Origin of the sequence: Streptococcus sp. Marseille-P7375, from assembly GCF_902460365.1 — a bacterium.
Lineage (GTDB): Bacteria > Bacillota > Bacilli > Lactobacillales > Streptococcaceae > Streptococcus > Streptococcus cristatus_I.
On record NZ_CABPTR010000002.1, the window covers coordinates 232471 to 247519 of the forward strand.

Below are 15049 nucleotides of genomic sequence, written 5' to 3' on the forward strand. Positions count from 1 at the left end.
AATGTTCCCAAATTCCCAAACGACCTTTAGGTTATTATTTCAATTCTTGCAACTTTTCCCAGACAACCTCGTAAACGTCTGTCAATTCACCCAGTCCTCTACGGAAAACGTCCTTGTCCATGTGGTTGCCATCCGCATCCCACAAACGGCAGTTATCTGGTGAAAATTCGTCTGCCAGGATAATATTGCCATCTTTGTCAAAACCGAACTCTAACTTAAAGTCAATCAATTTGAGACCAATCTCAGCAAACCATACCTTCAAAAGTTCATTGATACGACGAGTTTCTTCCTTCAAGTAAGCAATCTGCTGGTCATCCGCAATCTTTAGGAATTTCACATGCTCATCATTGATAAAAGGATCATCCAAATCATCATTTTTATAGTAAAATTCGACAATCGGAGTCTCAAATGCGATGCCTTCTTCCACACCAAAGCGTTTTGAAAAGGAACCAGCTGTGTAGTTGCGGAGCACAACTTCCAAAGGAATAATGTCAACTTTTTTATTGAGCTGATCTGTATCTGAGATTTTCTCGATAAAATGCGTTGCTACACCGGCAGCATTCAACTTTTCAAAGATAAAGGCTGAAATCTGATTATTCAAAACTCCCTTACCTGCAATTTGCTCCTTTTTGACACCGTTAAAAGCAGTCGCCTGATCCTTGTAGCGGGACAAAATCACCTGCTCATCTTCTGTCGCAAAAATATCCTTTGCTTTTCCCGAATATAACAACTTGTTTGACATTTTATTATTCGCCTTTCGTGCTTTTATGATTTAAGTGTATCACTTTTAAATATATTTTACAAGCATTTCCCGTACATTATAGACGCAAAAACATGAAAAAGGTTGGAAATACAACAGTTAAAAACTGAAAATATCTTGTTTCCATACAAAAACAGGACTTTTTCAAGCCCTGTTCTAGAATTCATTAATATAAGTCCAAATAATTATCAATTTCCCATTGGGAAACGAAGGTCGCATAGCTAGCCCATTCAATCCGCTTGGCTTCAACAAAGCTAGTGTAAATATGGTTACCCAAAGCTGCCTTGACGACCTCATCTTCAGTTAAAGCCTTAAGGGCATTATGGAGGGTAGATGGCAGGTCAGTAATACCGGCTTCCTTGCGCTCCTCAGCTGTCATCACATAGATATTTTCCTCGATTGGAGCTGGCGCTTCGATTTTATTTTCCACTCCATGAAGTCCCACTTCTAAGAGCACTGCCATAGCAATATAAGGATTGGCCATCGGGTCTACTGAACGCAACTCCAAGCGAGTTCCCATGCCGCGCGATGCCGGTACTCGAACCAAAGGTGAGCGATTTTGGCCAGCCCAAGCGATGTAAACTGGTGCTTCAAAGCCAGGCACCAAACGTTTGTAAGAGTTAACAGTTGGATTCATGATAGCTGTATAGTTATAGGCATGCTTAATCAAACCACCCAAGAAATAATAGGCTGTCTCAGACAACTGCATTCCTTTTGGATCTTCTGGGTCATAAAACGCATTATTTCCATCTTGGTCAAAGAGGGACATATTGCAGTGCATACCAGAACCAGCAATACCAAACTTTGGCTTAGCCATGAAAGTCGCATAGAGACCGTGCTTACGAGCAATGGTTTTCACCACCAATTTGAAAATCTGAATTTTATCACAAGCGCGAAGCACTTCATCATACTTAAAGTCAATCTCGTGCTGACCGACTGCCACCTCGTGGTGACTCGCTTCTACTTCAAAGCCCATCTTGGTCAGGACATTGACGATTTCCCGACGGGTATTGTCTGCCAAGTCTGTCGGCGCCAAGTCAAAATAGCCACCCTTGTCATTCACTTCCAGTGTCGGATCGCCATTTTCATCCAATTTGAAAAGGAAAAATTCTGGCTCAGGACCAAGATTGAAAGACTTGAAGCCCAGTGCTTCCATATGTTTGAGAGCTCGCTTAAGGTTACTACGAGGATCTCCTGCAAAGGGAACATGTTCTGTCGTATAAACATCACAGATCAAGCCTGCTACACTGCCATTTTCATCTCCCCAAGGAAAAACTGTCCAAGTATCCAAATCAGGATAAAGATACATATCAGATTCATTAATCCGAACAAATCCCTCGATAGACGAACCGTCAAACATAGCCTTATTTGATAAGACCTTCTCAAGCTGCTCATCCGTTGCTGGAATTTCAACGTTTTTCATGGTTCCCAAAATATCAGAGAACATTAGACGGATGAAAGTGACGTTTTTTTCTTTTACTTCGCGACGAATATCAGCTGCTGTAATGGGCATGGGTAACTCCTTATAGTTTTAAAAAATAGTTTATGGCCGACGCATGTGACCAAAGGTTGGCAGAGAAGAGCCAAAACGACCTTGCTGTAAAATATCATTGTGGAGAGCCCGACGGACTTCCTTTTCACTAATCGTTTTGTGGGATTTAGCTTCACGTTCAGCATATTTCTTTTTGATAGCAGCGATATTATAGCCTTCAGAAATATAATCCTTAATTTCCAAAAGCCGGTCCATATCGTTCAGGGAATACATCCGGCGATTGCCCTCATTCCGAAGGGGAGTGATGAGGTTTTGCTCCTCATAATATCGAATCTGACGGGCAGATAAGTCCGTCAACTTCATAACGCTACCTATGGGAAAGACTGCCATATTTCGGCGAAACTCTTTTTCCTTCATTTTTTTCCTCTCTATGCACTATTATAACTAATTTTTTTTGTATGTCAACAATCAATGTGAGATTTTCTCACACATTTTAATTTATAGACTTAAAGAAATTCTTAATTCTATCCACATCCGAATTTACAACTATTGCGACAAAGACCCCCATAAAGGTTTCAAAAACTCTAGCAAAAACGTATAAAATAGTATCTTCCGGACTAATGGAAAGAGTGATAATCAGCATGGCTGAAACACCACCAATCACCCCAGCCTTATTGTTCATAGCAACATTGGTCATGATCGTCAGCATCGTACAGATTGGCACAAACACCAAAGTCACCCAAAATTGGCCGTTCAATAAATTTCCCAGTAGGTAGAATATCAAAGCATAAAAGCCCCCGACACTATTTCCTAAAATACGGGAAGTTCCGAAATGAACACTTTTATCAAAATCTTCTCGCAGGCTAAACACCGCTGTCAAAGCCCCAATTTGGAGCCCCTTCCAGCCAAACATGCCAAAAATGAGTAGGACAACAAAAACCGCTATCCCTGTTTTCATCGTCCTCATACCCAAGCGAAATTTTGATTTATCAAATTTGTACTTACTAAAATAGCTCATGCCTTTTCCTTTTTAAAAGTAGACTATCTTTATTCTAACATATTTTCTAACAAAAAGGCTCTGTCCATCCAGTTTATTGTTTGTATCCTACAAGATGCATAGCCAGCTTCTACTGTATTTCTAACTACATTTCCCATTATTGATTACTCGCTAGGAAAATAGAAGTCAAAAGCCCATTTCCTCAGAAACCTACGAGGACAAAAGAAAAAGAGTTGGTTACCCAACTCTTTCCGTTTCAAAGATTATTTTTCAGTCAAAGCTGCAAGCCCTGGAAGAACTTTACCTTCAAGGAGTTCCATTGAGGCTCCACCACCGCGTCACAAATACCTCCACTAACACAAAAAGGTGACATAGCCACCTTTTTGTTAACGTTTCAGTTTTGTTCCTTTTTCTACAAAATCAGGATTTTGTAGAGACTAACGGGCTGAAATTATTTTTCTGTAAGTGCAGCCAAACCTGGCAATACTTTACCTTCAAGAAGCTCCATAGAAGCGCCTCCGCCCGTACTAATCCATGAGAACTTGTCTGCACGACCAAGGTTGATGGCTGCGGCAGCTGAGTCACCACCACCGATGATTGATTTCACGCCTGGTTGTTTCACGATAGCGTCCATGACACCGATTGTACCAGCTTGGAAGTCTGGGTTTTCAAACACACCCATAGGTCCGTTCCATACAACTGTTTTCGCACCAGTCAAAGCTTCGTCAAACTTAGCGATAGATTTAGGACCGATATCCAAACCAAGGAAGCCTGGATCTACTGCTTCACCTTCAGTGTCTTTCACTTCAGTGTAGTCAGCAAAAGCATTTGCTTCTTTAGAGTCAACTGGTAAGATCAATTTGCCATTTGCTTTTTCAAGAAGAGCTTTGGCAACATCCAATTTATCTTCTTCTACAAGTGAGTTACCGATTTCGATACCTTGCGCTTTGTAGAATGTGTAAGTCATACCACCACCGATAAGGACTTTATCAGCTTTTTCAAGCAAGTTTTCGATTACACCGATCTTGTCTGAAACTTTTGAACCACCAAGGATCGCCACGAATGGACGTTCTGGAGCTTCAACTGCTTCTTGGATGTAGGCAATTTCGTTTTCAAGAAGGAAGCCAGCAACAGCTTTTTCAACATTTGCTGAGATACCAACGTTAGATGCGTGTGCACGGTGAGCTGTACCGAATGCATCGTTTACGAAGATACCATCTCCAAGAGATGCCCAGTATTTACCAAGTTCTGGATCGTTTTTAGACTCTTTCTTGCCGTCAACATCTTCAAAACGAGTGTTTTCAACCAAGAGAACTTGTCCATCTTCAAGAGCGTTAACAGCTGCTTCCAATTCAGCACCACGTGTAACGCCTGGGATAAATTTAACTTCTTGTCCCAATTTAGCAGCCAAGTCAGCAGCTACAGGAGCAAGTGATTTACCTTCTTTGTCTGCTTCTTCTTTTACACGTCCAAGGTGAGAGAAGAGGATTGCACGTCCACCTTGTTCAAGGATGTACTTGATAGTTGGAAGTGCTGCAGTGATACGGTTGTCGTTAGTAATCACGCCATCTTTTACAGGAACGTTGAAATCAACACGAACGAGAACTTTTTTCCCTTTCAATTCAACGTCTTTAACAGTCAATTTTGCCATTAGATATGACTCCTTCTTTTTTTATACGTGTTAATTATATCACAAAATCTACAAAAGTGATAGCAAAAATTCATGGCTTTTCCTTTTCTCCAATCAAAGATAGATGAAAGACTACACGATTCTCATTTTTCTGATAAATGCTAATGATGTTGCATGAGCAGGGTGATTTCCAATAGCCACTCCTTCAAGCTGTTCTGTAAAACAAAAAAAGAGATCCATTCGGATCTCTTCTTCATACAATTGAATTATTTAGCGATTTTTGCAAAGTATTCAAGAGTACGAACAAGTTGTGAAGTGTAAGACATTTCGTTGTCATACCATGAAACAACTTTAACCAATTGTTTACCATCAACGTCAAGAACTTTAGTTTGAGTTGCGTCAAACAATGAACCGAATGACATACCTACGATATCAGAAGATACGATTGGATCTTCAGTGTAACCGTATGATTCGTTAGAAGCTGCTTTCATAGCTGCGTTTACTTCATCAACAGTAACGTTCTTATCAAGAACTGCTACCAATTCAGTTACAGAACCTGTTGGAACAGGAACACGTTGAGCAGCTCCGTCCAATTTACCGTTCAATTCAGGGATAACCAAACCGATTGCTTTAGCAGCACCAGTTGAGTTAGGAACGATGTTAGCTGCAGCAGCACGAGCACGGCGAAGGTCACCTTTACGGTGTGGTCCATCAAGAACCATTTGGTCACCAGTGTAACCGTGGATAGTAGTCATCAAACCTTCAACGATACCGAAGTTGTCATGAAGAGCTTTAGCCATTGGAGCCAAACAGTTTGTAGTACATGAAGCACCTGAGATAACTGTTTCAGTACCATCAAGAATATCATGGTTAGTGTTAAATACAACTGTTTTAACATCTGATCCACCAGGAGCAGTGATAACAACTTTCTTAGCACCACCAGCGTGCAAGTGTTTTTCAGCAGCTGCTTTAGTAGCAAAGAAACCAGTTGCTTCAAGAACGATTTCTACACCGTCGTTAGCCCAGTCGATTTGTTCTGGATCACGTTCAGCAGAAACTTTAACGAATTTACCGTTAACTTCGAATCCACCTTCTTTAACTTCAACAGTACCATCGAAACGACCTTGAGTTGTGTCGTATTTCAACAGGTGTGCAAGCATCACTGGATCTGTAAGGTCGTTGATGCGAGTAACTTCAACACCTTCTACGTTTTGGATACGGCGGAAAGCAAGACGACCGATACGTCCGAAACCGTTAATACCAACTTTAACTACCATTAGTGATTTCCTCCTTATGAAAATCATGAAAATTTTATTGTGAAAAGAGTAACTTGAATCACCAAAAATCACCTTTCAACATATCTATTATATACCTTATTGAGTAAAATTGCAACTGATTTCATTATTATTAACAAGTAACAAATTTTCTTTCATGTATTTTCGATATTTTTCATAAATTTCATATTTTGATCCATAAAGAAAAAACGCCCGCTAGAAGCGAGCGTCATGTAGTGAATTATTCACCACGGTGTTTCTTAATGATTTCTTCTTGTACTGACTTAGGTACATCTTCGTAGTGGTCAAATACCATCATGAAAGTACCACGTCCTTGTGTTGCAGAACGAAGAACAGTCGCATAACCAAACATTTCAGCAAGCGGAACATAGGCACGAACGATTTGGCTGTTACCATGTGCTTCCATACCGTCAACACGTCCACGACGAGCTGTTACGTGACCCATAACATCACCAAGGTTTTCTTCAGGAACAGTGATGGTTACAAGCATCATTGGCTCAAGGATAGCTGGTTGTGCAGTCTTAGCAGCTTCTTTCAAAGCAAGTGAAGCCGCAACCTTGAAGGCTGTTTCAGATGAGTCGACATCGTGGTATGAACCATCGTAAAGTTTAGCTTTCACGTCAACGATTGGGTAGCCAGCAAGGACACCATTTGCCATTGACTCAATCAAACCTTTTTCAACCGCTGGGATGAATTCACGAGGAACCACACCACCGACGATAGCATTTTCAAACTCGAAGCCTTTTCCTTCCTCGTTTGGAGTAAATTCAATCCATACATCACCGAATTGACCTTTACCACCAGACTGGCGTTTGAAGAATCCACGTGCTTGAGTAGAAGCGCGGAATGTTTCACGGTAAGATACTTGAGGAGCACCTACGTTTGCTTCAACCTTGAACTCGCGACGCATACGGTCAACAAGGACATCCAAGTGAAGCTCACCCATACCAGAGATAACTGTTTCACCAGTTTCAACGTTTGTTTCAACGCGGAATGTTGGATCTTCTTCAGCCAATTTTTGAAGGGCAATACCCATCTTGTCTTGGTCTGCTTTAGATTTTGGCTCAACCATCAATTGGATAACTGGTTCTGGAACGTTGATTGACTCGAGGATGATTTTAGCTTTTTCATCTGTCAATGAGTCACCAGTTGTCGTATCTTTCAAACCAACGGCAGCAGCGATATCACCTGAGTAAACAGTATCAATTTCTTGACGGCTGTTAGCGTGCATTTGAAGGATACGTCCGATACGTTCACGTTTACCTTTAGAAGTATTCAATACGTAAGAACCTGATTGAAGTACACCTGAGTAAACACGGAAGAATGTCAAACGACCTACGAATGGGTCAGTCATGATCTTGAAGGCAAGAGCTGCGAATGGCTCTTCGTCAGATGCTGGACGAGTTTCTTCTTCGTCTGTATCTGGGTTGATACCTTTGATCGCTGGGATGTCAAGCGGGCTTGGAAGGTAATCGATAACCGCATCAAGCATCAATTGAACACCTTTGTTCTTGAAGGCAGAACCACACAATACTGGGAAGAATTCAACGTTGATAGTTGCCTTACGGATACCAGCTTTCAATTCTTCGTTAGTGATTTCTTCACCTTCAAGGTATTTCATCATCAATTCTTCATCAGTTTCAGCAACTGCTTCCACCAATTTTTCACGGTATTCTTGTGCTTGTTCAAGGTATTCAGCTGGAATATCTTCTTCAAGGATATCTGTACCAAGGTCGTTGGTGTAGATTTCAGCTTTCATCTTGATCAAGTCAATGATACCACGGAAATCATCTTCAGCACCGATTGGCAATTGAATCGGATGAGCATTTGCTTGAAGACGGTCGTGAAGTGTGCTTACTGAGTAAAGGAAGTCAGCACCGATTTTGTCCATTTTGTTGGCAAATACGATACGTGGAACTCCGTACTCAGTTGCTTGGCGCCAAACTGTTTCAGTTTGAGGCTCAACACCTGATTGTGAGTCAAGAACGGTAACCGCACCATCCAATACACGAAGAGAGCGTTGTACTTCGATTGTGAAGTCCACGTGTCCTGGTGTGTCGATAATGTTTACGCGGTGGTTGTTCCATTGAGCGGTTGTCGCAGCAGATGTGATAGTGATACCACGTTCTTGCTCTTGCTCCATCCAGTCCATTTGTGACGCACCTTCGTGAGTTTCACCGATTTTGTGGATTTTACCAGTATAGTAAAGGATACGCTCAGTTGTAGTTGTCTTACCAGCATCGACGTGAGCCATGATACCGATATTACGAGTTTTTTCAAGTGAAAATTCGCGTGCCATGAGGTTAGTTTCTCCTATTTTTTTATTTTACAATCTATTATAACATTATTTAGAAAAAACGGATAGGCAGGACCTACCCGTTCTCAATGTTTATCTTGTTTTTTGTTGGTTTCAACTTACAAGATGATCAGTTGAATTATAGCTAAGAATAATATTTTTAGCTAATTTGAACCCGAGCGAGGCCCTGCGCAAAAAAGACAAACTGCTTTGTGTTCTTCAAACACTGCATCAGTTTCCTATTTGTGCCTTGTGCCTTTAGCGCTCTTGGTATCATGATCTTACCAACGGAAGTGTGCGAAGGCACGGTTAGCTTCAGCCATACGGTGAGTATCTTCGCGTTTCTTAACTGCTGCACCAGTGTTGTTAGCAGCATCCATGATTTCTTTTGCAAGACGATCTTGCATAGTGTGTTCACCACGACCACGTGAAATTGTTACCAACCAACGAAGTCCAAGTGTAGTACGACGTTCTGGACGAACTTCAACCGGTACTTGGTAGTTTGAACCACCGACACGGCGTGCACGTACTTCAAGAACAGGCATGATGTTTTCCATCGCTGTTTCAAATACTTCAAGTGCATCATTTCCAGTAGCTTCTTTGATTTGCTCAAAAGCTCCGTAAACGATAGAAGCTGCTGTACCACGCTTACCATCAAGCATAACGCGGTTGATAAGACGAGTAACTAATTGTGAATTGTAAAGCGGATCTGGCAATACTTCGCGCTTAGGCGCACGGTTTTTACGACTCATTTATCTTTATCCCCTTTCTTTATGCTTTTGGACGCTTAGTACCGTATTTAGAACGGCCTTGCTTACGGTCAGTAACACCTGCTGTATCAAGTGCACCACGAACGATATGGTAACGTACCCCTGGAAGGTCTTTTACACGTCCACCACGAAGAAGCACCACGCTGTGCTCTTGCAAGTTGTGTCCGATACCTGGGATGTAAGCTGTAACTTCGATCAAGTTGCTCAAACGTACACGGGCAAATTTACGAAGGGCTGAGTTAGGCTTCTTAGGTGTCATAGTTCCGACACGAGTTGCAACACCACGTTTTTGTGGTGAAGATACGTTTGTTTGAACTTTTTTGTGGCTGTTGTAACCAACGTTCAAAGCTGGTGATTTAGATTTTTCTACTTTTGATTTACGCGGTTTGCGAACCAATTGGTTAATTGTAGGCATCTACATTCTCCTGTATTTTTTTAATTTTGGTGATGATACACTTGGTGACAGCTACCATCTGTGTGTACTTTTGCAACATTTGTCAGCACGTCTCTGTACACTTTTGAGAGACCAAAAGTAAAAAGTACCGTTTATCATTGTAACACAGAAGCATATCCTCGTCAATAGGTTTTCTTAATTTTTTACTTATTCTGATAATCTTTAATAAGCGTTTAAAATAAAAATATTTTACTATTAACAAACTAAAAAAACTCTCAATCATGCTTCATATTGCATGATTGAGAGTTCTTATTATTTTTAGCATGATTCTTCTACTCGTAATCACTGTGTCGCTTAAGCTCCTGCGGGAGTTGAAGACGAGCTGGGAGTAGGCTCCGAGCTTGTAGAAGGGGCTGGATTCTGATTTTCCTGTGGTTGTGATGGTGTCTCACTTACAACTGCGGGAGCTACATAGGCTGGTGAAGGCGTTGGAACAGGCTGCTGGGCTGAATCAGGTTCAGAGGATTCCTCAGGTGTTTTCATTGCATCTTTTACGGCTTGAATTCGACCTTGGAACTTAGCTTTAGTTTCCTCATCTTTTACCTTATCAACCGCTGCTTGTGCTTGAGCTGAACTTTCATCGGTACGCTCTTCTTCTAATTTTTTAACAGCAGCTTCAGCATCCTGAATCGTATTATCCTCTGAAGATGCTTGATTTGTAGAACTAGCGTCGCTAGAACTTGAACGTCTACTGTAACTAACGTTTTTAGTTGAGCCAGTATTCTTCTGAGCTGGTTTTAAAAATAAAAGACCAGAAATCAAGATAGCCGCTAAGATCAATATAATTCCAGAACGAACAAAAACAGAAATTCCCTCTAATTTATCAAAAATATTTCTCATAATTCTTTCCTAAAGTTAATCAAATATATTCCCAATCTCAACATCAATCGTATTTGATTTAACGTCGATATTGGTCACCTTTAACAGCGATTTGTATTCCAGATGATCGCGATTGGCTTGCGCATTGTCCGCAAAGACCGCTACTCCCGCCAACTCCGAATCAAACTCAGACAGAAGGCTAATCATCCCATTAACCGTTCCGCCTCCCTTGAGAAAGTCATCAACAATCAGTACCCGACTTCCAGCTTTTAGGCTACGTTTTGAGAGGAACATTTTCTCAATTCGATCTCCGCTAGAGCCAGAGACATAGTTGACACTGACCGTAGATCCCTCAGTAATTTTCAAATCGCGACGGACAATGACAAAGGGAACATTCAAGACATTAGCGACAGCATTGGCCAAGGGAACACCCTTGGTCGCCACTGTCATAACGGCATCAATCTTTTGGTCTTTGAAAGCTTTGGCAATAATGCGACCGATATTATTGAGGATAGACGGCGTACTGAGCAAATCAGACAAATAGATATAGCCGCCAGGCAGGATTCGATTGCTTTCAGACAGTTGATCGCGGAGATCTTGAACGATGACTTTTGCATCTTCTTCTGAAATGGAAGGAGTGAAGACCACACCTCCTCCAGCACCCGTGATTGTCTCAATCGTACCAATTTCGATTTCTTCAAAGGCACGTTTGATAATCACGATGTCTTCTGAAATAGAAGACTTGGCAGACTCATATTTTTCTGCAAATGTATTTAAACTTGTTAATTGGTAAGGATGGTTAATCAAGTAATTGGAAATAACCACCATGCGCTCACTTCTTCTTAATTTCATTTTTTCACCAATTCGATTCCATCAAAATCAGCCACAAACCAGTCTGAGAATTAGACTCTTCTCGCATAGAGCAGTAATTCAATTCTTTCTATTTCAAAGTTTGGAGTGATTTCTATAAATATTTATTTTATTTTTTTCATTATATCATACTATATCAAAAAAACGAACATTATACTAAATATAATGCCCATTTTTCGTATTTCACTTATCAATTTTTGGTTTATAGAAGGAACGATTTTCCAATGCGAATATTTTATTGGTCATTTCTCCTGGAGCAACGAGAGACAGAGCCGTGGTCATCATCATCATTTCGGCATCCAGATTGTCAATCATGTGTAGGATTTCTGCTTCCATAATCTTTGGACGAACGGGACTGCCGTATTCAAGGAGACCGTGGTGACTGAGGAGGACATGGCGTAAAACGATGACATCTTCCTTGGTATCATCAATTTTCAGCTCCGCCAAGGTTTTGGTCAATTCTTCGTCAATCAGCGCAATATGGCCAATCAGATTGCCTCGCACGGTGTATTCCGTATTTTCTGGACCGCTCAACTCAATGACTTTGGCCAAGTCGTGCAACATAATCCCCGCAAAAAGAAGGCTTTTATTGAGCTGAGGATAGATGTCACCAATCGCATCCGCTAGCTTGACCATAGTAGCTGTGTGAAAAGCGAGTCCTGATTCAAAAGCATGGTGATTGGTTTTCGCTGCTGGGTAAGAATAGAATTCCTTATCGTATTTGCTGTAAAGTGAGCGCACAACCCTCTGCCAGACTTGATTTTCAATTTTGAAAATCATCTGAGCCAAGTATTCTCTCAGTTCTTTTTGATCAACGGGTGGTTTTTCTTTGAAATCAGCAGGATTATTGGGCTCACCAGCCTTTGGCAGACGTAGAGTTAGCTGATTAACCTGAGGGGTGTTATTGTAGACCTCGCGGCGTCCTTGCATGTGAACGACTTTCCCCGCTGTAAATTCTGCCACATTATGGGGCTGGGCATCCCACAATTTCCCCTCAATCACTCCAGTGTCATCTTGGAAAGTGAAGGCGAGGTAATTCTTCCCAGCTCTGGTCTGTCGGACTTCGGCTGACCTAATCAGATAAAAGCCTTCAAACATCTCATCTTTTTTCATTTGATTAATTTTCATAGTCTTCCCTTTCATCTGGAATATCGAGCAAGTGTAAATGACGGTCTTGGTCAGACAATTCAATATGCCGCAGCGTTCTTTCAATAGCATTGGTTCGGCGAGTCAGTAGCTCATCAATACTACTAGAAGCGTTCTTGAGGTGCTTCTGAGCCTTGGCTAGAATACCGCCAAATTTGTTGAATTCTAGCTTGACACTGCCCAGAACCTTGCTGATGTCATCTGCGCTACGCTGGATATTCAGGGTTTTAAAGCCAACCGAGAGAGAGTTGAGCAGGGCTGACAAGGTAGATGGACCCGCCACGACAATCTGCTCATCTCGCCGCAAACCGTCGAAAAACTCTGGATTGCGAACCACTTCGGAATAGAGACCTTCCGTTGGCAAAAACATAATCCCAAAATTAGTCGTAGCTGGCGGAGCTAGATATTTACTGTTGATGTCCTTGGCAAAACGCTTGACACTAGCCAACAGCGACTTGCGATAAAGTTCAATTTCTTCCTTGTTGCCAGACTCGTAAGCCTCTTCCAAGCGGTAATAATCCGCCAGAGGAAACTTGGAATCGATGGGCAGGTAGACATAGTCCTGCTCTGTCTGCCCAGGCAATTTGATGGCATACTCCACGCGCTCACTAGAACCTGCCACTGTGGCAAATTCCCGCTCATATTGGCTGGGCGTCATGATGTCTTCGATAATTTGTCCCAATTGGAGCTCGCCCATAATGCCGCGGGTCTTGGTATTGGAAAGAACCTTATTGAGACTGCCCACATCCCGAGCCACTGTCTGCATCTCTCCTAAACCACGATTGACAGATTCTAGCTGCTTGGACACCGTTTCAAAGGAGGTTTGCAGGCGACTCTGCAGAGTCTTCTCCAATTTTTCCTCAACGGTCTGGCGCATCTGCTCCAGTCGCAGATCATTGGACTCCTGAATCTGACGCATCCGCTCATCGGTTTTGTCTCGATTTTTGCTGAAACTCTCCGCCATTTCGGTTCGCAAGTCCGTCAAATGGAGGTGCAAATCTGTTCGAACTTCTGCCAGCCGATCTCCCAGAACAAGTTCCAACTCTTTTTGCCGAAGAGCTTCCTGCTGTCTTTCTTGCTCAAAGCGGTAGTCCAGCTGGTCGGACAGATGGTCTTCCTGCTCTTCTAACAAGACTTTGATTGCCTGCTCCTGCTGCCCCTGTCTCTGCCAGAAGAAATAGAGAAAGACCAGATTGATGATAAGCAGGATGATGATGATATATTCCATATCAACTCCTATCTTTACTGTAAATAACAACCGTATAACCCTTGTCAAAGGATAAAAGTACAGGCCTATCTATAAATTCGTTAGAAGCATAGACTTTTTTAAAGAAAAAATTCCTTTCATTCAAAGGATATTTAGCTCCTTCAATGGTCAGAGCCACATCCTCTGTCGGCATAAAGGCTAGATAATCCATGCCTTCCACCGGCTTAATTTCATGACGACCAGAACGTATATAGCGGATGCAATTCTGGGAATCAACTAAGGTCAGTCGCTCCATATAGGGGGCGATTTTGTCATTGCTGGGTAAAAAAATGTTGGCCAGAGCATGGTCTAGACGACCACCAAAAGCGCCGAAAATCGTCAGATAAGCATCTGGATAGCGCTCAAGGCAAGCCAGAACTGCCAATTCCAAGTCCGTATCATCCTTTTCAGGCTGAGCCTGAATGACTTCCTTGGCGCTAGCTTTTATGCGCAGCAATTCTTCATCGGAAACAGAGTCAAAATCACCAACCGCTAAGTCCAGAGGCAATCCCTGCTTTAGCAAATAAAAGGCGCCACGATCAACTCCGACAAAGATATCAAAATCCCGATTAAGCTCAGTCAAATCACCGCCAGCAAACAGAGCAATTCTAGGCATCTAGCGCATCCCTCAAGGTCTGAACTTGATGGCTGACATCACCTTTGAAGACATAGCTACCGGCCACAAAAATATTGGCGCCAGCTTCTCTAGCCATCTGAATCGTCTTATCGTCAATCCCACCGTCAACTTCAATATCAAAGTTCAGCTGATTGGCCTCTCGCAGAGCGACCAGTTCACGAATCTTACTCATGGTTTCTGGCAGAAAAGCCTGACCACCAAAGCCTGGGTTGACTGTCATAACTAGGACCTGATCCACTAAATTCAAGACATTTTTTATCGCTTCAACCGGTGTTCCAGGATTGATAACCACACTAGGCTTGACACCTGCCGCCCGAATCTTCTGTAAAGCTCCATGAATATGTGGCGTCGCTTCGACATGGATGCTGATAATATCCGCACCCGCCCGAGCAAATTCCTCAATATGGTGCTCAGGATTGGATACCATGAGATGGCAATCAAAAACCATCTTGCTGTGGGGACGCATACTGGCTACAACACCAGCGCCAAAGCTAATATTGGGCACAAAATGGCCATCCATGACATCCAGATGGGCATATTCTGCCCCGCTGGCTTCTAGCTTCTTCAATTCCGTCTCAAAATTAGCATAATCCGCACTCAGAACAGAGGGAGCAATTTTAAATGTTTTCATGATAGT

Annotated in this window: 15 protein-coding genes; all 15 read right to left on the bottom strand. The window is 42.2% G+C overall.

All coding sequences use genetic code 11. The annotated features are described in order from the left end of the window. Window positions 1-34 precede the first annotated feature (34 nt). Window positions 35-742 (bottom strand): phosphoribosylaminoimidazolesuccinocarboxamide synthase, encoded by a 708-nt coding sequence (gene purC / locus FZ954_RS06590; RefSeq protein WP_148877806.1) that lies wholly within the window; start codon window positions 740-742, stop codon window positions 35-37. Window positions 743-926: 184 nt separating this feature from the next. Next, window positions 927-2273, bottom strand: coding sequence for a type I glutamate--ammonia ligase (gene glnA / locus FZ954_RS06595; RefSeq protein WP_005591666.1), 1347 nt, complete (start codon window positions 2271-2273; stop codon window positions 927-929). Window positions 2274-2303: 30 nt separating this feature from the next. Next, window positions 2304-2669: a MerR family transcriptional regulator gene (locus FZ954_RS06600; protein WP_005591665.1), complete on the bottom strand. Its 366-nt coding sequence runs from the start codon at window positions 2667-2669 to the stop codon at window positions 2304-2306. 76 nt (window positions 2670-2745) lie between these two features. Next, window positions 2746-3270, bottom strand: a complete 525-nt coding sequence (locus tag FZ954_RS06605; RefSeq protein ID WP_148877807.1) for an aromatic acid exporter family protein — start codon at window positions 3268-3270, stop codon at window positions 2746-2748. A 430-nt stretch (window positions 3271-3700) separates the two neighbouring features. Next, entirely contained in the window at window positions 3701-4900 is a 1200-nt protein-coding gene (locus tag FZ954_RS06610; protein WP_125371180.1) for a phosphoglycerate kinase, read from the bottom strand. Window positions 4901-5145: 245 nt separating this feature from the next. Further along, entirely contained in the window at window positions 5146-6156 is a 1011-nt protein-coding gene (gap, locus tag FZ954_RS06615; RefSeq protein WP_000260673.1) for a type I glyceraldehyde-3-phosphate dehydrogenase, read from the bottom strand. 238 nt (window positions 6157-6394) lie between these two features. Beyond that, a complete protein-coding gene (gene fusA / locus FZ954_RS06620; protein ID WP_048764138.1) occupies window positions 6395-8473 on the bottom strand; it encodes an elongation factor G in 2079 nt (692 codons plus the stop codon). Between the two features lie 278 nt (window positions 8474-8751). Then, window positions 8752-9222, bottom strand: coding sequence for a 30S ribosomal protein S7 (gene rpsG / locus FZ954_RS06625; RefSeq protein ID WP_005591659.1), 471 nt, complete (start codon window positions 9220-9222; stop codon window positions 8752-8754). A gap of 19 nt (window positions 9223-9241) precedes the next feature. Beyond that, window positions 9242-9655: a 30S ribosomal protein S12 gene (rpsL, locus tag FZ954_RS06630; protein ID WP_005591658.1), complete on the bottom strand. Its 414-nt coding sequence runs from the start codon at window positions 9653-9655 to the stop codon at window positions 9242-9244. A gap of 333 nt (window positions 9656-9988) precedes the next feature. Then, the gene (locus FZ954_RS06640; protein WP_148877808.1) at window positions 9989-10534 is read right to left on the bottom strand and encodes a hypothetical protein; all 546 of its coding nucleotides are present in this window, start codon (window positions 10532-10534) and stop codon (window positions 9989-9991) included. Window positions 10535-10549: 15 nt separating this feature from the next. Further along, window positions 10550-11365, bottom strand: coding sequence for a pur operon repressor (gene purR, locus FZ954_RS06645; protein ID WP_148877809.1), 816 nt, complete (start codon window positions 11363-11365; stop codon window positions 10550-10552). A 201-nt stretch (window positions 11366-11566) separates the two neighbouring features. Then, on the bottom strand, window positions 11567-12511 hold the full coding sequence (locus FZ954_RS06650) for a 3'-5' exoribonuclease YhaM family protein (RefSeq protein WP_148877810.1): 945 nt from the start codon (window positions 12509-12511) through the stop codon (window positions 11567-11569). After that, complete coding sequence (locus FZ954_RS06655; RefSeq protein WP_148877811.1) at window positions 12501-13757, bottom strand: DNA recombination protein RmuC; 1257 nt, start codon at window positions 13755-13757, stop codon at window positions 12501-12503. The genes FZ954_RS06650 and FZ954_RS06655 overlap by 11 nt, the downstream gene beginning before the upstream one ends. A gap of 1 nt (window position 13758) precedes the next feature. Continuing rightward, complete coding sequence (locus FZ954_RS06660; protein WP_148877812.1) at window positions 13759-14391, bottom strand: thiamine diphosphokinase; 633 nt, start codon at window positions 14389-14391, stop codon at window positions 13759-13761. Continuing rightward, window positions 14384-15043: a ribulose-phosphate 3-epimerase gene (rpe, locus tag FZ954_RS06665; RefSeq protein WP_148877813.1), complete on the bottom strand. Its 660-nt coding sequence runs from the start codon at window positions 15041-15043 to the stop codon at window positions 14384-14386. The genes FZ954_RS06660 and rpe overlap by 8 nt, the downstream gene beginning before the upstream one ends. Window positions 15044-15049: the final 6 nt, after the last annotated feature.